The organism is Marinobacter daepoensis DSM 16072, assembly GCF_000421165.1.
In the GTDB taxonomy this organism is placed as follows: Bacteria; Pseudomonadota; Gammaproteobacteria; order Pseudomonadales; family Oleiphilaceae; genus Marinobacter; species Marinobacter daepoensis.
This window is the reverse complement of sequence record NZ_ATWI01000009.1, coordinates 840174-863121: the sequence shown is the minus strand read 5'-3', so window position 1 is coordinate 863121 and position 22948 is coordinate 840174. Positions and strand designations below refer to the sequence as shown.

The following is a 22948-nucleotide window of genomic DNA, read 5'->3' as shown; positions in this document are numbered from 1 at the left end:
AGGGGCCACGGTTGAATGGGCTGGGAGGTTCGGGAATGCCGATAGAAACACATCGAAGTGATGACGGCAGCACGCTCACGATTTGCGTGGATGGCCGGTTTGATTTCAGTACTCATCAGGCGTTTCGGGATGCCTATGAACATAGTGATGGTTCAGTAAGCTGCTATGTGGTAGATCTTTCTGATACCACCTATCTGGACAGCTCGGCTCTGGGTATGCTGCTGTTGCTAAGGGATCATGCTGGCGGTGACGGAGCCAGAATCTCAATCGAAAACTGCAACAGCGATGTTCGTCGCATCCTTTCCATTTCCAACTTCGAGCAATTGTTCAGCATAGGCTGAGGCGATTATCTTGAAGGTACTTATAGCCGAGGACAGCAACAGCGACAGACTGATCCTGGTGCGGCTGATCAGCGGGTTAGGTCATTCCGTGATTGAAGCTTCGGATGGCACCGAGGCGGTTAATCTGTTTCGAGAAGCTCAGCCAGACCTGGTATTACTGGATGCGCTGATGCCGCGAATGGATGGAATGGAGGCAGCCAGACAGATCAAGGCTATTGCCGGTGAGCGCCTGGTGCCGCTGATTTTTCTGACCTCGCTTACCGGAGCCCGGGATCTGGCCCGGTGTCTGGATGCCGGGGGCGATGACTTTCTCGTAAAACCCTATAACCGAGTGGTTCTCGAAGCCAAGATCAATGCGTTCAACCGCATGAGGGCGATGCATCAGGCGTTGTCCGATCAGCGTGACCATATCCGGCGGCAGCATCTGCAGATACTTGAAGAGCAGCGCACTGCACGCAGAGTTTTCGACAACATTGCTCACACCGGGTGCCTGGATGCGCCTAATATTCGTCACCACGCCTCGCCTCTCTCTGTGTTCAATGGTGATGTGCTGTTTGCGGCCCAGCGCCCCGGTGGCGGCACTCTGGTCTTTCTCGGGGATTTTACCGGCCACGGGCTTCCTGCAGCCATTGGCGCCATGCCGGTTGCTGAAATCTTTTATGGGATGGCGGCAAAGGGGTTCGGTGCGACGGATATTCTGACGGAGGTCAATCGCAAGCTCCGGCGGATCATGCCCGTTGGTATGTTTTGCTGTGGCCTGATGATTGAGGCGGATTTCAAGTATGGTAGCGTGAGAGCCTGGAATGGTGGCTTGCCGGACGCATGGCTGGTTCGAAGCAGTGGCGATCGGGTGCCCATTTCTTCCCGGCATCTGCCATTGGGGGTGCTGGAGCCAGAGCGCTTCTCCGTGTCGATGATGGTTATCGATGTGTCCCCGGGGGATTGGCTGGTTCTCATGACCGACGGTTTCCCTGAGGCCCGTAATGGCCGGGGAGAATGCCTGGGTGAAGACGGTGTTGAGTCAGTACTGGCTAAGCTGATGCCCTGGCACGAACCGTTTGAGGCCTTGCTGGCGGAGATGCGCGAACACACCGGGCTGCCAGACCTTGCTGATGACCTGACACTGTGTTGCCTTCAGATTATCGAACCCGGTGCCTCCGAGTCCTTGCCGGGTAAGGCACCTGAATCTGTACTTTCCGGCCCGGCAGACTGGCATTGCGTTTATGAGCTGCGGGACCGGACGTTGGCGGATTTCAATCCGTTGCCGTTGCTGTTGCATATCTGCCTGGAAGTGCCGGGGCTTCGCAGCTGGAGTGGGGAGATCTATACCATGTTGTCAGAGTTGTATAACAACGCTCTGGAACACGGCGTACTGGCTTTGCCGTCGGCGTGGAAAACCTCTCCGGGTGGTTTCAGTCGGTATTATCAGGAGCGCAGCCGGAGGCTCGAACAGGTTCATGGGCATCACATCCGTTTTTCGTTAAGTCACCAACCGGGCGAAGGGGGAGGTACACTGACGATTGTCTGTGAAGACAGTGGCGATGGTTTTGATTACGCGGAGTACACCGCTGCCCGGTCAGACGTGCCGATGGCATCGGCGACCGGCTATGCGGGCCGTGGGCTGGCGATCTTGCGACGAATGGCCCGCAAACTCCGTGTGCACAGTCCCGGCAACCGCGTGGAAGTTATCTATGACTGGAGACTTCCTGGCACCGCCACTAGTGGCGGAGCAGCATTGCCGACAAACGAGGATAGCGAATGAACGACAAACCCCATCTTGACGTAGAGGCGCTCGCCGAGCTGCAGGATGTGATGGAGGAGGAGTTTGAGGTGTTGATCCAGACGTACCTCGCAGATTCCCGTTCACGCATCGATAGCCTGAAAGAGGCATTGCTGGCGGGCGACGCCGATCAATTTGCCAAGGCAGCCCACAGTTTCAAGGGAAGTTGTATCAATATCGGAGCTCCGAGACTTGGGGCCCTCTGCTTTGAAGCCGAACAATTGGGTAAACAGTCGAGCCTGGCCCCCGCTTCCGGGGTACTTGAACGCATAGATATTGAGTTTTCCGAAGTGTCCCGGCGGTTGCAAAACTTCGACTCAGAGCCTTGAGGAAGGGTCTGGTATAACATCTTGGCACTGCTTTTGCTGCCTGATGATAAAAGGCTCCGAACGGAGTCTACCGAGATCAAAAGCGGCAAGAGGTTGCCATGCAACAGACCATTTTTCCTCAGTCTCCGGCCAGTGCGGGCCCGCAGGAGGCCGGTGGGGCCAAGTCGTCAAATCGAAAGGATGTGGAGTCCGGAGAAAGCCGTTTTGACGAGTTGTCGAGGGCTGAGCGGAAACGGCTTGAGAATCGGCGCGCAGAGGACCGGGATCAGGCTGAGGCCCTCAGTGACAGGAAAGCCGCTGACAAGGCAGAAGAAAAGAGCGACCGGGTAGCGCGGGAAGCGTCTGCCACGAACGGGAAACCGAAGCCGGTGGCAGGTAAAGAGGAATCAAGCTCATCGGCCCCCACCGGGCGTCAGGGCGGCGCTGTTGAGGAAAGCGCCTCCGAGGTCGACGAAGCCCTTCAGCCCCTGACGTTTGCCAGTCTGCAGTCTCTTTTGAACGGGGGGGCGGAGCACCGGAGCCTGTCCCCCGTGTTCTCACAGGTGCCACCCGGGATTAATTCCGGCCTTCCGGGACAAGCGCAGGGCAACGGCGCGATGTCTCAGGTACCCGGGATTTCCCTGGCGGAGCTGCTTGTCGGCAGCTCAGCGACAGAGACGACTCGCCCTGTTGATCCCGCCAGTCTGCTGGCCACCCCACGCTTTCAGGCGATGATGGAAACCGCCACACAACAGGCTGCCCAGCCCGGAAAGCTGGCGGCTGAGGCCGCCCTTCCATTACGGGGATACGCTACCTCGGTTGATGTGCCGGTTGGTCAGGCCGAATGGGGCGACAAGGTGATGGGCAAACTCAGCTGGTTGACCGCCCGTAACATGTCTGTGGCTGAAATACATCTGACGCCTCCGGATATGGGCCCCATGGAGGTCAAGGTAAGGGTCCAGAACGACCAGGCGAGTGTGACCGTTCACGCCGCTAATCCGGTTGTCCGAGAGCAGTTGGAACTGCACTCCCATCGGCTTCGTGACCTGCTGGGAGAGCAGGGCTTGTCTCTGGGGCAGTTTGATGTCTCTGATCAGGCCGGTCAGCAGTCAGGTGGCGAGAGTGGTGAAGCTGGCGAAGGCGACGGGCGCTCATCACACAGCCCGGCGATGGCCAGCCAGGACCTGGACGGAGATCTGGGAACCACTGGCCAGCTTGATCTGGGCTGGCAGGGTGAGGTGGATATTTTCGCCTGATCCAGGGCAAAGTCCGGCCTATCCCGCCACTCTATGCCGGACATCTTTGCCCATCCCCTCCTGCAACGCTAAACTGCGAGTCTGAACGCCGGGGGTGGTGTATCTGGCCCATCCTTTGCATTACCTCACTGAAAGCACCCGGGAACCCCCTTGGGTGCCGGAAAACTGACAAGCGACGATTATGGCGGAAAATACTGCGACTCAGGCCCCGGCCAAGAAAGGCAAACTGAAACTGATCATCATGCTGGTGGTCATCGTTATTCTTGCGGTGGGGTTATCGGTTGCAGGCACGCTCTGGTTTCTTGGTGACGGCGTGCCGGGCTCCGGTGACGATGAGGCAGCGGCTTCTGAAAGCCCGGCATTTGTTGCCAGCAGTTATACCGACCTGGAGAAGGCCCTGGTCACCACGGTGCAGGCCCAGGGGCGGCAAAGGTATGCGCAGGTCTATTTGTCGCTGGCGGCCAGGGATCCGGCAGCATTGGCTGCGGCAGATACTCATATGCCGTTGATCCGCAGTCAGCTTGTCATGGTGCTGGGCGGCAGCGATTTCATGACGCTGCAAACCCCGGAAGGGCGTGAGGTACTGGCGGAACATATGCTGCAAACGGTCAACCAGCTACTGGAACAGGAAGGTGAGCCTGCCATTGACGGGGTTTTGTTCCGGAATTTTGTGGTTCAGTGAGCGCGATGGCCAGATAAACAACAGTTAGGGGCAGAAACAGGTATGCAGGATTTACTGTCACAGGACGAAATCGATGCGCTCCTTCACGGGGTGGACGACGGTGATATCGATACCTACGAAGAAACCGACGATACCGGCGTAAAAAGCTACGATCTTGCCAGCCAGGATCGGATTGTCCGTGGCCGCATGCCAACTCTTGAGATGATCAACGAGCGCTTTGCCCGTTACACCCGGATCAGCCTCTTCAATCTGTTGCGCCGGAATGCCGACGTTTCCACCGGTGGTGTCCAGATTATGAAGTTTGGCGAATACATTCACACGCTATACGTACCCACCAGCCTTAACCTGTGCAAGGTTCGCCCGTTGCGAGGCACCTCGTTGTTTGTACTTGACGCCAAGCTGGTGTTCAAACTGGTGGATAATTTCTTCGGGGGGGAAGGGCGCCACGCCAAGATTGAAGGCCGTGAATTCACGCCAACGGAAACCCGGATTGTCCAGATGGTTCTGAACCAGGTCTTCCACGACATGAAGGAAGCCTGGCACGCTGTACTGCAAATTGATTTCGACTACCTGAGCTCGGAAGTAAACCCGGCCATGGCGAATATTGTCAGCCCCAGCGAAGTGGTTGTGGTGAGTACTTTTCATATTGAACTTGATGGCGGTGGCGGTGAACTGCACTTCGCATTGCCATATTCGATGATTGAACCTATCCGTGACGTACTGGATGCTGGGGTCCAGAGCGATATTGACGACGTTGACGAACGCTGGGTGAACGCCCTTCAGGAAGACATCAAAGAAGTGAATGTTCCGATTAATACTACCGTGTGTCGTCGTCGGATTTCGTTGCGGGACATTGCCCGTTTGAAGGCCGGAGATGTAATACCGGTCGATGTGCCGGAGCATCTCACGGTAACCGCCAATGGCATTCCGATCTATAAAGCCACGCTGGGCACCCGTGACGGGAAACTGGCGCTTAGAATTCATGACCGGGCCAAGTTGCCCAAAGTGAAGAAGCAACTGAAGGTGGGACGTAATGGCTGAAGACGATAAGAAAGACGCGCAGGAACTCAGCGAAGACGAAAAGTTGGCGGCTGAGTGGGAAGCAGCGATGGAAGAAGCCGGCGACGGAGACGGCTCACCCGAAGATGAGTGGGCTGCCGCAATGGCTGAAGCTGAAGGCGGCGCGGGTGCCGCCGAGGCCGATGATCAGGATGTTCGCACTGCGCCCATGGAAGAGTTTGGTGCAGATCAGAGCGGTCTGGGGGGGGAATCGCCCGACATTGATGTGATCCTCGATATTCCGGTAACCATTTCCATGGAAGTCGGCAACACCCAGATCCCGATAAGGAATCTGCTTCAGCTGAACCAGGGGTCGGTTATCGAGCTGGACCGTTTGGCGGGTGAACCGCTGGATGTGCTGGTGAACGGTACCCTGATTGCTCATGGAGAGGTCGTGATGGTGAATGAAAAATTCGGCATTCGGCTGACCGACGTGATCAGCCCCGGTGAGCGTATCAAGCGGTTGCAGAAGTAACATGAGACGACTCGCGATCTGGTTCATGCTGATGGTATCGGTGCCTCTGAAGGCGGAAGAGTCGGCTGCGGCGGCGAAAGAAGCGGCTGCCACTTCGGCTCGGGCTCCGGATACCCTGGCCACGGTCATGAGCCTGGGCGCGGGTCTGCTGGCGGTGGTTGCCATTATTTACGGGTGTGCCTGGCTGATCCGCAGGATGAGCGGGATGACGGGGATGAATAACAACGCCATCAAGGTTGTCTCAGTTCTGGCGATTGGGGCCCGGGAACGGATTGCGCTGGTTGAAGTGGGGCAGCAACAGATTCTGCTTGGCATTACCCCGACAGCTATTCGGACTCTGCAAGTGTTTGAGGAGCCCGTAGTGGATTCCGTCAGCGCAGGTTCGGGGGACTTTGCCCGGAAACTTCAGTCCATGATCGGAAAGACCTGGTCAGCCCCGGAGAGGAAAGACTGACGTGATGGTTCTGGACACTATCAGGCGCTACCTCCCCTGGCTGTTTCTGTCTGCTGGCGTTTGTGCTCCGGCGCTGGCTCTGGCGGATCTGCCAGGAATTCCCGCGTTTACCGTTGAGCCCGGGGAAAACGGCACCGAAGAATACTCGGTAACCCTGCAGATTCTGGCGTTGATGACAGCGCTCACGTTCCTGCCCGCCATGCTCATGATGATGACCTCGTTCACCCGGATCATTGTCGTGTTTGCCATACTTCGGCAGGCTCTGGGGTTACAGGCAACGCCTTCCAACCAGATCCTCCTGGGGCTGGCCCTGTTTCTGAGTATCTTCATCATGAAGCCGGTACTGGAAGAGGCCAATCGGGTGGGGCTCCAGCCCTATCTGCAGGAAGAGGTGACATCACTGGAAGCGGTGGAACTGGCCAGCCAGCCGTTTAAGAAATTCATGCTAGAGCAGACCCGGGAAGACGACCTGGCTTTGTTCATGCGGATTGCGGACGTTCGGTATGAAACCGCTCAGGACGTCTCGTTCTGGGTGCTTATGCCGGCTTTCGTGACCAGTGAGCTGAAAACGGCATTCCAGATCGGGTTTATACTGTTTATTCCGTTTCTGATCATCGACATGGTTGTAGCCAGTGTCTTGATGGCGATGGGGATGATGATGTTGTCGCCGATCATCATTTCTCTGCCGTTCAAAATCATGCTGTTTGTTCTGGTGGATGGCTGGGCTCTGATTATGGGAACTCTCGCCGCCAGCTACGGAATCTAGGAGGCCATATGACTCCCGAAACGGTGATCGATATTCTGCGGGAAGCGCTCTGGCTGATTGTACTGTTATCGGCGGTGATCATTGGCCCGGGGCTCTTGATTGGTCTGGTGGTCAGTACCTTTCAGGCCGCCACACAGATTAACGAGCAGACCCTCAGCTTTCTGCCTCGCCTTCTGATTACCTTGATCGTGATCATCGCTGCTGGTCCCTGGATGCTGACGACCCTGCTGGATCATGCAAACGGGTTGATCTCCCGTATTCCCTACCTGATTGGCTGAGATCATGGGCCCGGTGGAGTTCAGTGCGGATCTGATAGGCCAGTGGGTTGGGCAGCATATCTGGCCGTTGTTCCGGCTGGCCAGTTTCCTGATGGTGATTCCTGTTTTTGGGACGCAGCTGGTCCCCGCCAGAGTTCGCCTTGGGCTGGCACTGCTCATGACGATTCTGATTACTCCCCTGATCCCTGCGGTGCCTCAGATAGAGGCGCTGAGTGCTGAGGCTGTGGTAATCACCCTGCAACAGATCCTCATCGGTGTGGGCCTTGGTTTTGCGTTGACCGCCCTTTGGCAGTTGTTCGTTATTGCCGGCCAGATGATTGCCATGCAAATGGGGCTTGGGTTTGCGTCTATGGTGGACCCTGCCAATGGTGTAAACGTACCGGTGCTCTCACAGATCTATACCATCACCATCACCTTGCTGTTCCTTGTGATGAATGGCCACCTGGTGGCGTTTGAGGTGTTTATTGAAAGCTTCCATACTCTGCCCATCGGCCTGGAAGGCCTGGGGCAGGGCGGCGTGTGGGCCCTGGCGCACCGGGTCAGCTGGATGTTCGCCTCTGCCATGTTGCTGGCTCTGCCGGCTGTCACGGCAGTGTTGATTGTCAATATTTCGTTCGGGGTGATGACCCGTGCCGCACCCCAGATGAATATTTTTGCGTTGGGTTTTCCCATTGGTCTGATTTTTGGGCTGTTCGCTATCTGGGTATTGCATGCCAACTTCCTGCCACACTTTGATCAGTACACGCGGGAAACCTTTGACTTCATGCGGGCGTTACAGGGGCAGCCTTAGCCATGGCTGAAGAGAACGACAACAGTCAGGAAAAAACCGAAGAACCCACCCCCAGGCGATTGGAAAAAGCCCGGGAGGAGGGGCAGACCGCCCGTTCCAAGGAACTGGCGACCATGGCGGTTCTGCTGGCTGGTGCCGGAGGGTTGCTGCTGTTCGGGGCGTCATTGGGAGGCGCGCTTGAGGGCATCATGCGTGATGCCTTTGTGCTGGAACGCTCAGAGATTTTTGATACCCGACATATGAGCGTTCAGTTGATTATCTCGGCCAAGGAAGCTGCCTGGGCCCTCTCTCCCATCCTGATCCTGCTGGTGATTGCCGCCATCGCGGGTTCTATTGGCATTGGCGGCTTGCTGTTCAGTGCCAAGGCCATTGCGCCCAAGGCCAATCGAATGGACCCGATCAAGGGGCTTGGGCGTATGTTCTCAATACGCTCTCTGATTGAGTTGGTGAAAGCCATTGCCAAAGTCGGGCTGGTCATGGCGGTGGCGATTCTGATTCTCAACCTGCGCACTGACGACCTGCTCAGCATCGCCGAAGAGCCGACCATTCCGGCGATGGAACATGTGTTATGGACCCTGGGCTGGAGCTTCTTTTTTCTGTCTTGCGCCACCATAGCCATTGCGATGATTGACGTACCGTTTCAGATATTTGATCACCAGAAAAAGCTGCGTATGACCAAGCAGGAGGTTAAGGACGAGTACAAGGACACCGAAGGCAAGCCGGAAGTCAAAGGCAAAATCCGCCAGCTGCAGCGGGAGATGGCTCAGCGACGGATGATGCAGGACGTCCCCAAGGCCGATGTGGTGATCACCAACCCCACGCACTACGCCGTTGCACTGAAATACGATCAGCAGTCGATGGGCGCACCAGTTGTTGTCGCCAAAGGTGCCGATGAGGTTGCCTTCAAGATTATGGAGATCGCCCGGGAAAGCAAGGTGGAAGTGCTGCGTACGCCCCCCCTGACGCGGGCGGTCTATCACAATTCCGAGATTGGGGAAGAAATACCTGACGGGCTTTATATGGCCATTGCCCAGGTGCTTGCCTACGTGTTCCAGTTACGTCAGTTCCGCAAGGGCCGGGGGGCCAAACCGGGAATGCCGGACTTCCCGATTCCTCCGGAGATGCGCCGGGATGTCTGAAGCCCTCTGGCCGGACGTACCGGTTTCGAGGGCCTCAGATCGGAGTGCCTGGGTTAGTGGGTGTCGTGTTCGTGAATCCGTTTGCCCCAGGCCTCGCGCTCGCCGGGCAGGATGAGATTCAGAACGATGGCGACCACAGCACAGAGAGCAATGCCTTCCAGTTGACCCAGTACCATGTTGCCGATACCAAACACCAGAGTCACGCCTACAATCACCAGGTTGCGGGACTGAGACAGGTCTACCTGGTGACGAATCAGGGTGTTCAGGCCGACAACGGCGATGGAGCCGAACAGCAGACAAAGGATTCCCCCCATGACCGGCACCGGGATGGTCTGCAACACGGCACCGAATTTGCCCACAAAGGCCAGCACAATGGCCACGCAAGCGGCCCACCACATGACTTTCGGGTTGAAGTTTCGAGTCAGCATGACCGCGCCGGTCACCTCGGAATACGTGGTGTTTGGCGGCCCGCCGAGCAGGGATGCGGCACTGGTTGCCAGGCCATCACCAAGCAGGGTCCGGTGCAGCCCCGGTTTTTCCAGATAGTTTTTCCGGGTAACGTTGCCGATGGCCAGAATGTCACCGATGTGTTCGATGGCTGGCGCGATGGCGACGGGAATCATGAACAGGATAGCGCCCCAGCTGAAGGCTGGGGCGACAAAGTTCGGAACGGCAAACCAGGCGGCCTGCTGAACGGGGGTGGTATCGACGATGCCCGCAAACCAGGAGAGGAGGTAGCCAACAACCACGCCGAACATGATGGGCACTAACCTGAAAAAGCCTTTTGCCCAGACCGACATGGTGATGGTTACGGCCAGCGACGCCATGGCAATCCAGATGGCAGTGTCATAGGGCACCAGCACGGCTTCGCCGTCACCCGTTCTGCCTGAGGCCATGTGGACCGCGACGGAAGCCAGCCCCAGTCCGATTGTCATGATGACCGGTGCGATCACTACCGGGGGCAGCAAACGCGTGATAAATCCGGTGCCGCGCAGGCGCACGGCGCCCGAGAGAAGAATGTAGAGAATACCTGCGGCCATCAGGCCACCCAGTGTTTCCTCAAGGCCGAAACGTCCTTTGGCCGCAAGCACAGGGGCGATAAACGCAAACGAGGATGCCAGAAAGATAGGGATCTGTCCGCCAGTGACGATGTGGAAAATCAGGGTGCCGAGCCCGGCGGTGAACAACGCGACATTGGGGTCGAGGCCGGTAATCAGTGGCATCAGTACCAGAGCGCCAAAGGCGACCAAGAGCATCTGAGAGCCGGTGATGGCCTGTTTCCACAGGGGATCGTTGGTAGATTCCTGCATGCTCAGACGTCCTTCTGCTTGGTGCCGAAGATCTTGTCTCCCGCATCGCCAAGGCCGGGGAGGATGTAGCCTTTGTCGTTCAGGCACTCATCCAGCGATGCCGTGTAGATGGAAACGTCCGGGTGCTTCTCAAGAACCTTGTCCACGCCCTCTGGCGCGGCTACCAGCACCAGCGCCCGGATTTCTGTGCTGCCCGCTTTTTTGAGCAGGTCGATGGTGGAAATCATGGAGCCGCCTGTGGCCAGCATAGGATCAATGATCAAAGCCATACGCTGGTCCAGTTCACCAACCAGTTTTTCCAGATAGGTCTCGGCCTCCAGAGTGTCTTCGTTGCGAATCTGGCCGACAACACTGACCCGGGCGACCGGGATCAGGCTTAGCACGCCGTCCAGCATTCCCAGCCCTGCCCGCAGGATAGGGACAATGGTGATTTTTTTGCCGTGTATCTGCTCCACCGACACCGGGCCGGCCCAGCCTTCGATGGTTTTTTCCTGAAGACTGAAATCCTTGGTGGCCTCGTAGGTCAGCAGCGCGCCAACTTCCTGTGCCAGTTCCCGGAAGTTCTTGGTGCTGATGTCGGCGCGGCGCATGAGGCCCAGCTTATGGCGGATCAGGGGGTGCTTCACTTCGTGGATCGGCATGGGGGGTCACCTGTGTGTTTGGAGTTCTTGCTTGAATTGTGTTATCGCAAATGGCGAAAAGGATACCGTATCTCGCGCTCTGCGTCAGGCGTTGTAAGTGTGTTCTGCGTCAACTCTTGCCGGGCTGGTACGGTTCTTGCGGTGACTCCGCTAAGGCAACAGCAGGCGTCAGATTTCCGACCCTGACCTCACCTGCAACCCCAGATACGTGGAGACATTCCGGCATGGACCGAGCACTCGTCCTTAATAACGTCAAATCCCTGACGCGGGGGAACCTGGGTATCCCGCTGATGCTGATGGGATTGCTGGGCATGATGATTCTGCCGATGCCCGCGTTTCTCCTTGATGTGTTTTTTACCTTCAATATCACGCTTTCCATCGTCATTCTTCTGGTGTGTGTCTATGCACTCCGGCCGATGGAATTTGCGTCATTTCCTACGGTGTTGCTGGTGGCGACCTTGCTGCGCCTTGGGCTGAACGTCGCGTCCACCCGGATTGTTCTGCTTAATGGCCACGAAGGTGGGGATGCCGCCGGTAAGGTGATTGAGTCCTTTGGGGCGGTGTTGATCGGCGGAAACTACGCTGTGGGGCTGGTGGTGTTCGCCATTCTGATGATTATTAACTTTCTGGTGGTTACCAAGGGTGCCGGCCGGGTATCTGAGGTCAGCGCCCGTTTTACCCTGGATGCCATGCCAGGCAAGCAGATGGCTATTGATGCCGACCTGAACGCCGGCCTGATCAATCAGGATGAGGCCAAAGCCAGACGCTCTGAAATTGCCCAGGAGGCCGATTTCTACGGGTCTATGGACGGCGCCTCGAAGTTTGTCAAAGGCGATGCCGTCGCCGGTTTGCTGATTCTCGCCATTAACATCATTGGCGGCATCGCGATTGGCATGTTGCAGCATGGCCTGGACTTCGGGCTTGCAATGGAGCGCTACGCGCTGCTGACCATTGGTGATGGCCTGGTGGCCCAGATTCCTTCTCTGCTGTTGTCGACGTCGGCGGCAATCATGGTGACCCGTGTGACGTCCAGCCAGGACATGGGCGGGCAGATCATTCAGCAAATGTTCAGCGCTCCCAAGGCATTGGGAATCGCTGCCGGCATTCTGCTCCTTCTTGGGGTGATTCCAGGCATGCCTCACGTGGCGTTTCTGGGGCTTGGCTTGCTGGCGGCCGGGGCCGCCTGGCTGATCTGGAAGAAACAACGGCAGACGGTTGAGGATTCCGGCAATTTTGTGGGGCGTAGCGGCCTGGCGGGTGGGGCGGTTCGTCCGGGCGCCGACATTGCACCGGATCGGTCTGGCGGCGAGGGCCAGGCCTTGCCGGCGCCGGGAGAAACCCGGGAGCTGGGCTGGGACGATGTTGCCACGGTGGACATTGTCGGGCTGGAGGTGGGTTACCGGCTGATCCCGCTGGTGGATAAATCTCAGGGTGGCCAGTTGCTGAGCCGGATCAAAGGGGTGCGCAAGAAGTTGTCTCAGGACCTTGGTTTTCTGATGCCTTCTGTGCACATCCGCGACAACCTGGATCTGATGCCAAACGTTTACCGGATTACCCTCATGGGGGTCACTATTGCTGAGGCTGAAATTCATCCGGAGCGTGAGCTGGCCATTGATCCGGGGCAGGTGTTTGGAAAAGTGGAAGGGATTGCCGGCAAAGACCCAGCCTTTGGGCTGGATGCCATCTGGATTGAGGTTGACCGAAAAGATCAGGCCCAGACTCTGGGGTACACGGTGGTTGATGCCAGTACGGTCGTTGCCACCCACCTGAATCAGATCCTGCAGTCTCATGCGCATGAGCTGATCGGCCATGAAGAGGCTCAGAAGTGGCTGGATCAGCTGGAGAAGATTTCACCCAAGCTGGCCGAGGAGCTGGTTCCCACCACGATTTCCATCAGCATCTTGCTGAAAGTGTTGCAGAATCTCCTGAAAGAAGAAGTCCCTGTCCGGGATATGCGCTCCATCGCTGAGGCCATCGTGAATGTGCATCCTAAGAGTCAGGACCCGAAAATCCTGACCACGGTGGCCCGTCAGGCGTTGCGAAGGATGATTGTTCAGAGCATCTGTGGAAATGATTCGGAAATTCCTGTCATTACGCTGGACCCAGACCTGGAACAGTTATTGCTAAAGTCTGTCCAGCAGAGTCAACAATCCGGCGGTCAGGATGACATTGGCCTGGTGCTTGAACCGAATATGGTTGAAAAGCTGCAACGCTCTCTGCAAGACAGCGTGCAGCGGCAGGAGATGCTCGGCAAGCCCGCTATTCTGCTGGTCTCCGGGCCTTTGCGTCCGGTGCTGGCAAAGTTTGCGAGCTATGGGGTGGAGCGTTTGCACGTGCTCTCGTACCAGGAAATCCCGGACAACAAACAGATCACGATAGTCGCCTCCGTCGGACAATAATTCGTCGGAGCATCTCGGAGAGCCTCAGGGCTTGCCGGTGGGAGGAAGCAGCATCATGAAAGTGAAACGGTTTTTTGCGAAGTCCATGGCTGAAGCCCTGAAACAGGTCAGCCATGAAATGGGGCCTGATGCCGTGATTCTGTCTAATCGCCGGGTGGAAGGGGGTGTCGAAATTGTGACGGCGCTCGATTACGACGAAAATATGGCGCGGCAGCGGCTGGGAGAGAAGGCCGCCGAAGCCACAAACGGCTCTCGCCTGGCGGAGATGCAGGCGGAACAGCATCTCCGGCTTGAAGATGAATTGAACCGGTCTCGCAGCCGCATCCGCGAGGTCAGGGAACAAAGGGCCAATGGCCTTTCGTATTGCCAAAGTACGGCACCTGCAACTGAGGTGTCTGACGTTCAGGTGGCCCCGGCGAACGCGTCCGCTGGTTATGCGGATGAGCTGGCCAGCATGCGGGCAGAAATCAGCTCTCTGAGAGATCTTGTCAGTGCGGGATCAGCGTCAGCCTCCCGGGATGTTGGGAACAATGCCGTTCAGCAGCGCCTGGCTGAGCGCTTGCAGGAGTTCGGGCTGAGCGCAGAGTTGGCGGGATCTTTGTCTCGGCAGCACCGGTCGGGGCGGCTTGAGGATGGCTGGAAGCGATCCTTGAAAATGCTGGCAACCGGTGTTCGAACGGCCCGGGAGGACTGGTTGGATGCTGGTGGCGTGTACGCTCTGGTTGGCCCCACGGGTTCCGGAAAGACCACGACCATTGGCAAGCTGGCCGCTCGCTATGTTCTGGAGCACGGGCCGGACTCTCTGGCGCTGGTCACCACAGACAGGTATCGGGTGGCTGCCCATGAACAGCTTTTTGTGTTCGGGCGTATACTGAATGTGCCAGTGAGGGTTGTGGACGAAAGTCATTCTCTGGATGACATCCTGGATGAGCTGTCTGACCGACATCTGGTTCTGATTGATACGGCCGGCCTGACCAGTGCAGACCGGGGCTATCAGGAGCAGCTGGCAGAGCTGGCCCGAAGCCATCATGCGATTCGCACGCATCTGGTGGTGTCGGCAACCAGTCAGCCGCGTATTATGAAATCCGTGTGGCATTGCTATAAGATGGCAAACCTTGCAGGCTGCATCATGACCAAGATTGATGAGGCCCTGACTCTGGGTGAGGCGCTGGGATTTGTGATGGAAACCAGCCTTCCGGTGTCCTGGTATACCGACGGCCAGAAGATACCGGAGGACCTTCACAGAGCAGAAGCCATCCCGTTGGTGCGCCAGGGGGTAGACAGGCTCAAAGGGTTGCAGAATGCTCAGGCCGTCGCCGAGGGCGCCTGACTCTGCCGGCATTATGAACACGTGGCATGCGTGCCCGTATAAGAACGTAGTAAGAGACTGATAACAGTATGAGCAGACCACATCCGGTTCAGGTGATTGCGGTTTCCGGCGGCAAAGGCGGCGTCGGCAAGAGCAATGTTTCGGTCAATCTCGGTATTGCTCTGGCCCAGAAGGGGCGCCGGGTGGTATTGCTGGACGCAGATCTTGGGCTGGCCAATATTGATGTATTGCTGGGGATCACTGCAAACCGGAATCTTCAGGACGTGTTGAACGGTGAGTGTGATCTGAAGGATGTGCTGGTGAATGGGCCTGGAGGCATCAAAATTGTGCCAGCGTCATCCGGTACCCAGAGAATGACCCAGCTCAGCGCCATGGAGCATGCTGGTCTGATCAACGCGTTCAGTGAACTGGGTGATCAGATCGACGTTCTGATTGTGGATACTGCAGCAGGTATTTCCGAGTCTGTTGTCAGTTTTCTGAGAGCATCGCAGGAGTTACTGCTGGTGGTCTGTGATGAGCCAACGTCGATTACTGACGCCTATGCGCTGATCAAACTCATGAACCGGGACTACGGTACCAACCGGTTCCGGATTCTGGCAAATCAGGTTCGGAACGAGCAGGAAGGCCGCCATCTGTTTGAAAAACTGACCCGGGTCACCGAGCGTTTTCTGGATGTCGCACTACAATACGTAGGTATCGTGCCTTACGACGAGGCCGTCAAGAAAGCCGTTCAGCGTCAGAAGGCGGTGTTGGATGCCTATCCGAGAGCCAAGGCATCTCTGGCCATTCGTGCCCTGGCTGAAAAGGTCGATAGCTGGCCATTGCCGTCCACCCCCCGGGGCCACCTTGAGTTTTTCGTGGAGCGGCTCGTCGAAGTCTGATCTGAATCCAGCCCCACAAGAAACCGGATGCATGACATTGGCGAAAAATCTGGGAATATACCATCAGGCCGGTGCGAGGAGTCCTTCAGCACTGATTGAAGAGCACGCTCCGCTGGTCAAGAAAATCGCCCTTCACCTTATGGCCCGACTCCCTGCGTCGGTGCAGCTTGATGATCTGATGCAGGCCGGAATGATTGGCCTGCTTGAGGCTGCCCAGCGCTACTCCTCCGGGAAAGGGGCCACCTTCGAAACCTACGCTGGTATTCGCATTCGCGGCGCCATGGTGGATGAAATCCGCAAAGGGGACTGGGTCCCCAGGTCTGTTCACCGCAATGCCCGGAAAATCTCCGGCGCGATCAAAGTGGTGGAGGACCGCACGGGCCGGGAGGCCCAGGACGCGGAGGTCGCGGATGAGCTGGGTATCAGCCTGAGTGAATACCATGCCTCACTGGCGGACGCCAACAGTGGCCGGCTTTTCAGTCTTGATGAACTCAATGAATCGGGAGAGTTGCCGTTAGAAGAAGCAGAAGCCAGCGATAATCCGTTGGATGGGGTTGCTTCCGGCGCGTTTCAGAAAAGTCTGGCTGAGGCCATTGAACAGCTGCCCGAGCGTGAGCAACTGGTGCTGAGCCTGTATTACCAGGAAGAGCTTAACCTTAAGGAAATCGGCGCTGTCCTGGGCGTCAGCGAGAGCCGGGTAAGCCAGATTCACAGCCAGGCTGCCTTGCGGCTCCGCAGTCGGCTGGCCGATTGGCGTGATGCGGTTCCGGCCTGACCCGGTGGAGAGATATTTCTCTGTTCGCAGGCTGTGTAGCTTTTGGTAACCGGCGCTTTACAACGCGCCCAAACATCACACAATAAGCGGTTATGAAAGCGGCCTGCTAGACTCTCAAAAGGCTGAATGAATTCCGGGTGTTACTGACTGGAGGTCCCATTGGACAAAAATATGAAAATTCTCATTGTGGATGATTTTTCCACAATGCGACGCATCATCAAGAACCTGCTGCGGGATCTTGGTTTCACCAACACGGATGAAGCAGACGACGGCAACACCGCGTTGCCGATGCTCCGAAGCGGCAAGTACGACTTCCTGGTGACGGACTGGAACATGCCCGGAATGTCCGGATTTGATCTGCTGAAAGCGGTTCGGGCCGATGAGAACCTTAAGAACCTTCCTGTCCTTATGGTGACGGCGGAAGCCAAGCGGGACCAGATCGTTGCGGCGGCTCAGGCCGGGGTGAACGGTTACGTGGTTAAGCCGTTTACAGCGGCGGTCCTGAAGGAAAAGATCGAGAAGATATTCGAACGAATCCAGTAACCAGAGGTCGGATGGCTCGCCATGAGTGATACCAAAAAGAACCATCAGGGCCTTGATCCGGACGTGGCAGAGAAGCTGCAGAAGCAGGCCGCCGACTTGGCGGATACTGTTAACGCCGGCAATTATGCAAAGGCGATGACCCTGATCAATGATCTGAGTGAGGTTCGCGATCAGAGTCTGTACCGGGAAGTGGGGCGCCTGACCCGCAGTCTCCACGAGGCAATCCGGAATTTCCAGATAGACCCGCGCAGCGCTGAGCAGAAAGAAGCGCTGTCGAAGATGAGTGATGCCTCTGACCGGCTGGCTTACGTTGTGCAGATGACCGGGCAGGCGGCCAACCGGACCATGGATCTGGTTGAGGAAAGTATGCCAGTGGCCCATGCCATGCGTGATGAAGCCGTTGCTCTCCGGGACGAATGGCAGAGACTGCGCCGTCGGGAAATGGAGCCGGCCGAATTTCGCGAGCTGTATGGACGGATCGATACGTTTTTTGCCGGCCTGACGACCGATTCCGACAATCTGTACCAGAACCTGTCAGAAATTCTCCTGGCTCAGGATTTTCAGGACCTGACCGGACAGGTCATCCAGAAGGTGACGGCGCTGGTGAAGGAAGTAGAAGACAACTTGCTCAGTCTGGTGGTTATGGCCAGTCACGTGGATCAGCTGACCGGGACGGTGCACCAGATTGAAGAAATGGAAGAGTCGGCCGAAAAAGGGGTAGGGCCACAAATCAAGGCCGATGAGCGGGACGATGTAGTTTCGGGACAGGACGACGTGGATGATCTGCTGTCCAGTCTTGGATTCTGATAATAAGAGGGTAACGCATGGCGTTAGATGCTGATGAAGAGATCCTGCAGGACTTCCTGGTAGAAGCTGGCGAGATACTCGAAAAGTTGTCGGAGCAGCTGGTGGATCTGGAGCAGCATCCCGAGGACAGCGATCTGCTTAACGCCATATTTCGTGGCTTTCATACCGTTAAAGGCGGGGCCGGCTTTCTTCAGCTGGATGCCTTGGTGAATTGTTGTCACTCCGCAGAAAACGTGTTTGATATTCTGCGTAATCATAAACGTCAGGTGACTTCCGAACTGATGGACGTGGTGCTGGAAGCCCTTGACCACGTAAATGCGATGTTTGAGGAAGTGCGTAACCGGGAAGAGCCTACCCCGGCTCCCGAGGCACTGATCGACGCCCTGAATCAGCTGGCCCGGCCAGAATCCGATGAAGCTCCGGTCGAAGAGACGCAAGAAACGTCAGGGCCCGGGGCTGTCGGGCCTGGTGAGTCGGATCAGGGCGACATCACCGATGAAGAGTTTGAGAAGCTGCTCGATGCACTCGCCGATGCCCCCTCCGATGGAGAGACTTCGGAACCCTCTGAGGAAAGCGCTCTCCCCCCAGATTCCTCAGGCAATGATGAGATTACTGACGACGAGTTTGAGGCGTTACTTGATCAGCTTCATGGCAAGGGACAGTTTTCCGGGGCAGCGGTTGCAGATGATGAGCCTTCTGCGAGGGCCAGTGATGCTGGCAGTGTGGAGTCTGCAAGCGGCGACCTGATCTCCGATGACGAATTCGAAAACCTGCTGGACGAGCTCCACGGTAAAGGCGCTGGCCCAAGTGCGGCTATAGCCGGCGCGGCTCCCAAGCCAGAGCCTGCCACCAAGCCTGAACCCGGGAAAGCGGAACGCCGGGGCGAAATCAAAGCGGCCGCCAAGCCTTCGTCAGCGCCCGCCCGTGACGCCGCGCCAGTCGCTGAAACGACGGTTCGAGTAGACACCAAGCGCCTGGACGACATCATGAATATGGTGGGCGAGCTGGTGCTGGTGCGTAACCGCCTGCAGCGACTTGGTTCGGAGAGTGAAGATGAGCATATGCACAAAGCCGTGGCCAACCTCGATGTGGTCACAACCGACCTGCAGGCTGCAGTCATGCAGACCCGGATGCAGCCCATCAAAAAGGTTTTTGGCCGCTTCCCCCGGGTAGTGCGGGATCTCGCTCGCAGCCTCAGCAAAGAGATCAACCTGGTGATGCACGGCGAAGACACCGACCTGGATAAGAACCTGGTTGAGGCGCTTGCAGATCCGCTTGTGCATCTGGTCAGAAACTCGGTGGATCATGGTGTCGAGGCGCCGGATGTTCGTGAAAGGTCGGGTAAGCCCCGGGCCGGAACCGTGACCTTGTCGGCCGAGCAGGAGGGGGACCACATTCTGTTGTCGATCGTAGACGACGGTGCCGGCATGGACCCGAATGTATTGCGGCGAAAGGCTGTGGAGAAAGGGCTGTACGATCAGGATGCTGCCGATCGGCTGACGGACAATGAGTGCTTTAACCTGATCTTCGCGGCTGGTTTTTCTACCAAAGAGCAGATTTCTGATGTGTCCGGCCGTGGCGTCGGCATGGATGTGGTGAAAACCAAAATTGGCCAGCTCAACGGCCAGATCAACATTATGTCTGAGCAGGGCAAGGGCACCAGCATCATCATCAAGGTGCCTCTGACGCTGGCGATCATGCCAACATTGATGATCATGCTGGGCGACCAGTCGTTTGCGTTGCCGTTGGTGAACGTGGTGGAGATTTTTCATCTGGATCTGACCAAGACCAACGTTGTGGATGGAAAAGAGTGCATTGTGGTGCGCGATAAGGTGTTCCCCTTGTTCCACATCAAGCGTTGGCTGGTAAGGGGGGCTGCGGGACAGGCCGAACCCGATAACGCCCATGTGGTGATTGTGGCCATGGGGACCCGGCAGGTTGGTTTTGTGGTGGATCAGTTGATTGGCCAGGAAGAGGTTGTCATCAAACCGCTTGGCCGCGCCCTGCAGGGCACGCCGGGAATGGCGGGCGCCACGATTACCGGTGATGGTCGTATCGCTCTAATTATTGACGTACCAAGTCTGCTGCAGCATTACGGCTGATTGGCGGTTCCGGGATTGTTTAGGAGAAACGGATGACAGTGTCTGTCCTGGTCGTGGATGATTCGGGCTTCTTTCGAAAGCGACTGACGGAGATTCTGACGGCTTCGGGCCAGATCAAGGTGGTCGGTGTTGCCACGAACGGGCGTGAAGGCGTTGAGCTGGCCGAGTCGCTTATGCCAGACGTTATTACCATGGATTATGAGATGCCGGTGATGGACGGCATCTCAGCGGTGCGTGAGATCATGCGTAAACGCCCGACGCCAGTGCTCATGTTTTCATCCCTGACGTACGAAGGTGCCAGAGTAACGCTTGATGCGCTGGAAGCCGGAGCGGTGGATTTCCTGCCCAAGAATTTTGAGGAGATTGCGCGGGACACCAGTCAGCTTCAGAAAATCCTGATCCAGCGGGTTCTTGACGTTGCGGGCAGTCGCCCGGGGTCTCGCCCGGCCACTACCAGTCCAAAACCCGCCGTGGCAGCGCCGGAATCTCGTCGACCGTTGGCTACCCGGGGGAGTCACACTGCCTCGCCAGCGCATCGGCCAGAGCCTTTAGCCAGAGAACCGGTTCGCAAACCCAGAAAAACCGAGGCAAGACACTACAGTGTTGTTGGGATCGGGACTTCCACTGGCGGTCCGGTTGCCCTTCAGAAGGTGCTGACCGCGTTGCCGGCGACGTTTCCCTCCCCCATTGTTCTGGTGCAGCACATGCCTGCCAGCTTTACTCCCGCGTTTGCCGAGCGTCTGAATCGCCTGTGTCGTATTGAAGTACGTCAGGCCCAGGATGGAGACGTACTTCGTCCCGGGCTTGCGTTGCTGGCGCCGGGGGGCAAGCAGATGATGGTTGAAAGTCGGGGCGGGCAGGCCAGGGTCAGAATTCTGCCCGGAGACGATCGCCTCAACTACAAACCAAGCGTGGATGTGACCTTCGGTTCGCTGGCCCGGAGCTACCCGGGTAAAACACTGGGCCTGATCCTGACCGGCATGGGAGCCGACGGCAAGGAAGGTTGCCGGATGATGAAGCAGACCGGTTCGGTTGTCTGGTCTCAGGATGAAAAAACGTCGGTCATATACGGCATGCCCATGGCCGTGGCCAAGGCCGGGCTGAGCGATGAAGTCCTTGCGCTGGATGAGATCGGAGCCCGACTGGTTGAGGGCGTTCGCTGATGGATATCCTGAGTCTGCTCGGAATCATTCTGGCGTTCGTTGCCATTCTTGGTGGCAACTTGCTGGAAGGAGGCGCTGCCAGCTCACTGTTCAATGCCCCCGCCGGGCTGATTGTGGTTGGTGGGACGCTGGCGGCGACCATTCTGCAAACCTCATGGCCGATGCTCAAACGAGCGGTCAGCCAGGTTCGTTGGGTTTTCGTTCCCCCCTATATTTCTCTGGAAGACGGTATCGGCAAAGTGATTGACTGGAGTGTCAAGGCCCGTAAACAGGGCCTGCTGGGGCTCGAAGGGCTGGCAGAGCGAGAGCCTGAGCCTTTTGCGCGTAAGGGGCTTCAGTTGCTGGTTGACGGTGCCGAACCGGACGCGATTCGCGGCATCATGGAGGTGGATCTGGAAACCCGTGAACAACGGGATCTGGAGTCGGCAAAGGTGTATGAGGCCATGGGCGGGTATTCGCCTACCATTGGCATCATTGGCGCGGTCATGGGGCTGATACAGGTTATGACCAACCTTGAAGATCCGCAGTCACTGGGTGGCGGGATTGCCACGGCTTTTGTGGCGACCATATACGGTGTTGCCCTGGCTAACCTGTTGTTTTTCCCTATCGCTAATAAGTTGCGGGGAATTGTCCGGGAGCGCACCCGCTACGAAGACATGATGATTGATGGTCTCATTGCCATCGCGGAGGGCGAGAATCCTAAATCCATTGAGCTGAGGCTGCGGGGCTTCCTGCAGTAGCAGCGGACCAGGGCTATCTATGCGTCGTCGCAGACCCCCCCAGGATGATCTACACAATAAGGAGCGCTGGCTGATTTCCTACGCGGACTTCATCACTTTGCTGTTCGCTTTTTTTGTGGTGATGTATTCCGTGTCGTCTGTGAATGAGGGCAAGTACAAAGTGCTCTCGGACACCTTTACGGGCGTGTTTAATGCCCCCCAGCGCTCGTTGCAGCCGGTCAGTGTTGGTGACCAGCCGGCACGTTTGCCGCAGCAACCTCAGGAAAACATCATTCCGCCGCCAGTCACCCGTGCCCCGGGGTCGCCCGAACTGGATGCCGAGGAGCGAGCCCAGGCGTTGCGTACGATGGCGAATCAGTTGGCGATGGAGTTCGATGAACTGATCAGCCAGGGCGTGGTCAGTCTGGAAACCAGCAACGAGTGGCTCGAACTGAACCTGCCCAACAGCATGCTGTTCAGCAGCGGCGATGCTGAACCTCACTACGATTCCTTTGAGGTTATCAACAAGATTGCCAGGGTTCTCAGAGGGCGAGATAACGCCGTCAAAGTTGAGGGATTCACTGACAATCAGCCCATACGCACCAGCCGTTTTCCGTCTAATTGGGAGTTGTCGACGGCCCGTGCTGCTGCGGTTGCCCGAATGCTGACGATGGAAGGTGTCGAGCCAGAGCGCCTGGCTGCGGTAGGGTATGGTGAATTCCAGCCTGTTGCCCGTAACGACACTGAGGAAGGGCGCCGCCGTAACCGGAGGGTGGTATTGCTGATATCCCGGGATGCCAGCATCCGGGGAGCGGTGCGCTGACTCTCGTCAGGTAAGGGTGAGTATGTCGGAGCTGGCACATTTCCTGTATTACCTGGCGTTCGTGGTTCGAATCGGCAAGGGCTTGCCGCAATTCCATTGATTCGGCTTTCAAGTTACCGGTTTTCTT

The 22948-nt window shown here is 57.2% G+C and carries 24 protein-coding genes; 22 read left to right on the top strand and 2 right to left on the bottom strand.

Going from position 1 to position 22948, the window contains the following annotated elements; translation table 11 throughout:
- The first annotated feature begins 35 nt into the window (after nucleotides 1-35).
- From K325_RS0109520 to flhB, 12 genes are all read left to right on the top strand, one after another.
- A complete protein-coding gene (locus K325_RS0109520; protein WP_029654036.1) occupies nucleotides 36-341 on the top strand; it encodes an STAS domain-containing protein in 306 nt (101 codons plus the stop codon).
- Nucleotides 342-351: 10 nt separating this feature from the next.
- Nucleotides 352-2103, top strand: a complete 1752-nt coding sequence (locus tag K325_RS0109515) for an ATP-binding SpoIIE family protein phosphatase (protein WP_029654035.1) — start codon at nucleotides 352-354, stop codon at nucleotides 2101-2103.
- Nucleotides 2100-2450 carry an Hpt domain-containing protein gene (locus tag K325_RS0109510; RefSeq protein WP_029654034.1) on the top strand — a complete coding sequence of 117 codons (351 nt, stop codon included), beginning with the start codon at nucleotides 2100-2102 and terminating at the stop codon, nucleotides 2448-2450. Before K325_RS0109515 ends, K325_RS0109510 begins: the two co-directional genes overlap by 4 nt.
- Before the next feature lie 98 nt (nucleotides 2451-2548).
- Nucleotides 2549-3685: a flagellar hook-length control protein FliK gene (locus K325_RS0109505; protein WP_029654033.1), complete on the top strand. Its 1137-nt coding sequence runs from the start codon at nucleotides 2549-2551 to the stop codon at nucleotides 3683-3685.
- Between the two features lie 181 nt (nucleotides 3686-3866).
- Nucleotides 3867-4367 (top strand): flagellar basal body-associated FliL family protein, encoded by a 501-nt coding sequence (locus tag K325_RS0109500; RefSeq protein ID WP_029654032.1) that lies wholly within the window; start codon nucleotides 3867-3869, stop codon nucleotides 4365-4367.
- Nucleotides 4368-4409: 42 nt separating this feature from the next.
- Nucleotides 4410-5408, top strand: coding sequence for a flagellar motor switch protein FliM (gene fliM / locus K325_RS0109495; RefSeq protein ID WP_029654031.1), 999 nt, complete (start codon nucleotides 4410-4412; stop codon nucleotides 5406-5408).
- Nucleotides 5401-5901: a flagellar motor switch protein FliN gene (gene fliN, locus K325_RS0109490; RefSeq protein WP_029654030.1), complete on the top strand. Its 501-nt coding sequence runs from the start codon at nucleotides 5401-5403 to the stop codon at nucleotides 5899-5901. Before fliM ends, fliN begins: the two co-directional genes overlap by 8 nt.
- 1 nt (nucleotide 5902) lies before the next feature.
- Nucleotides 5903-6355, top strand: a complete 453-nt coding sequence (gene fliO, locus K325_RS0109485; protein WP_029654029.1) for a flagellar biosynthetic protein FliO — start codon at nucleotides 5903-5905, stop codon at nucleotides 6353-6355.
- Between the two features lie 4 nt (nucleotides 6356-6359).
- Nucleotides 6360-7121: a flagellar type III secretion system pore protein FliP gene (gene fliP, locus K325_RS0109480; RefSeq protein WP_029654028.1), complete on the top strand. Its 762-nt coding sequence runs from the start codon at nucleotides 6360-6362 to the stop codon at nucleotides 7119-7121.
- An 8-nt stretch (nucleotides 7122-7129) separates the two neighbouring features.
- A complete protein-coding gene (gene fliQ / locus K325_RS0109475) occupies nucleotides 7130-7399 on the top strand; it encodes a flagellar biosynthesis protein FliQ (RefSeq protein ID WP_029654027.1) in 270 nt (89 codons plus the stop codon).
- 4 nt (nucleotides 7400-7403) lie between these two features.
- Nucleotides 7404-8189, top strand: coding sequence for a flagellar biosynthetic protein FliR (gene fliR, locus K325_RS0109470; RefSeq protein ID WP_029654026.1), 786 nt, complete (start codon nucleotides 7404-7406; stop codon nucleotides 8187-8189).
- 2 nt (nucleotides 8190-8191) lie between these two features.
- The gene (gene flhB, locus K325_RS0109465) at nucleotides 8192-9328 is read left to right on the top strand and encodes a flagellar biosynthesis protein FlhB (protein ID WP_029654025.1); all 1137 of its coding nucleotides are present in this window, start codon (nucleotides 8192-8194) and stop codon (nucleotides 9326-9328) included.
- 53 nt (nucleotides 9329-9381) lie between these two features.
- Here the strand turns inward: flhB and K325_RS0109460 are convergent, their stop codons facing one another.
- Nucleotides 9382-10638 (bottom strand): uracil-xanthine permease family protein, encoded by a 1257-nt coding sequence (locus tag K325_RS0109460; RefSeq protein ID WP_029654024.1) that lies wholly within the window; start codon nucleotides 10636-10638, stop codon nucleotides 9382-9384.
- Nucleotides 10639-10640: 2 nt separating this feature from the next.
- Nucleotides 10641-11279: a uracil phosphoribosyltransferase gene (gene upp, locus K325_RS0109455; protein ID WP_029654023.1), complete on the bottom strand. Its 639-nt coding sequence runs from the start codon at nucleotides 11277-11279 to the stop codon at nucleotides 10641-10643.
- Nucleotides 11280-11503: 224 nt separating this feature from the next.
- Here upp and flhA point away from each other — a divergent pair, with 224 nt between their 5' ends.
- The 10 genes from flhA (at nucleotide 11504) to motD (ending at nucleotide 22821) form a co-directional block, all read left to right on the top strand.
- Nucleotides 11504-13678, top strand: coding sequence for a flagellar biosynthesis protein FlhA (flhA, locus tag K325_RS0109450; RefSeq protein ID WP_029654022.1), 2175 nt, complete (start codon nucleotides 11504-11506; stop codon nucleotides 13676-13678).
- Between the two features lie 55 nt (nucleotides 13679-13733).
- Nucleotides 13734-15008 (top strand): flagellar biosynthesis GTPase FlhF, encoded by a 1275-nt coding sequence (gene flhF, locus K325_RS0109445; RefSeq protein ID WP_029654021.1) that lies wholly within the window; start codon nucleotides 13734-13736, stop codon nucleotides 15006-15008.
- 68 nt (nucleotides 15009-15076) lie between these two features.
- A complete protein-coding gene (locus K325_RS0109440) occupies nucleotides 15077-15889 on the top strand; it encodes a MinD/ParA family protein (RefSeq protein ID WP_029654020.1) in 813 nt (270 codons plus the stop codon).
- Between the two features lie 31 nt (nucleotides 15890-15920).
- Nucleotides 15921-16664 carry an RNA polymerase sigma factor FliA gene (locus K325_RS0109435; RefSeq protein ID WP_029654019.1) on the top strand — a complete coding sequence of 248 codons (744 nt, stop codon included), beginning with the start codon at nucleotides 15921-15923 and terminating at the stop codon, nucleotides 16662-16664.
- Nucleotides 16665-16823: 159 nt separating this feature from the next.
- Nucleotides 16824-17207 carry a chemotaxis response regulator CheY gene (gene cheY / locus K325_RS0109430; protein WP_011785448.1) on the top strand — a complete coding sequence of 128 codons (384 nt, stop codon included), beginning with the start codon at nucleotides 16824-16826 and terminating at the stop codon, nucleotides 17205-17207.
- A 21-nt stretch (nucleotides 17208-17228) separates the two neighbouring features.
- Entirely contained in the window at nucleotides 17229-18014 is a 786-nt protein-coding gene (locus K325_RS0109425) for a protein phosphatase CheZ (protein ID WP_029654018.1), read from the top strand.
- Nucleotides 18015-18031: 17 nt separating this feature from the next.
- Nucleotides 18032-20116, top strand: coding sequence for a chemotaxis protein CheA (locus K325_RS0109420; RefSeq protein WP_029654017.1), 2085 nt, complete (start codon nucleotides 18032-18034; stop codon nucleotides 20114-20116).
- A gap of 32 nt (nucleotides 20117-20148) precedes the next feature.
- Complete coding sequence (locus K325_RS0109415; protein ID WP_029654016.1) at nucleotides 20149-21279, top strand: protein-glutamate methylesterase/protein-glutamine glutaminase; 1131 nt, start codon at nucleotides 20149-20151, stop codon at nucleotides 21277-21279.
- Nucleotides 21279-22019, top strand: a complete 741-nt coding sequence (locus K325_RS0109410) for a flagellar motor protein (protein ID WP_029654015.1) — start codon at nucleotides 21279-21281, stop codon at nucleotides 22017-22019. Before K325_RS0109415 ends, K325_RS0109410 begins: the two co-directional genes overlap by 1 nt.
- A gap of 19 nt (nucleotides 22020-22038) precedes the next feature.
- Complete coding sequence (motD, locus tag K325_RS0109405; protein WP_029654014.1) at nucleotides 22039-22821, top strand: flagellar motor protein MotD; 783 nt, start codon at nucleotides 22039-22041, stop codon at nucleotides 22819-22821.
- Nucleotides 22822-22948 lie beyond the last annotated feature (127 nt).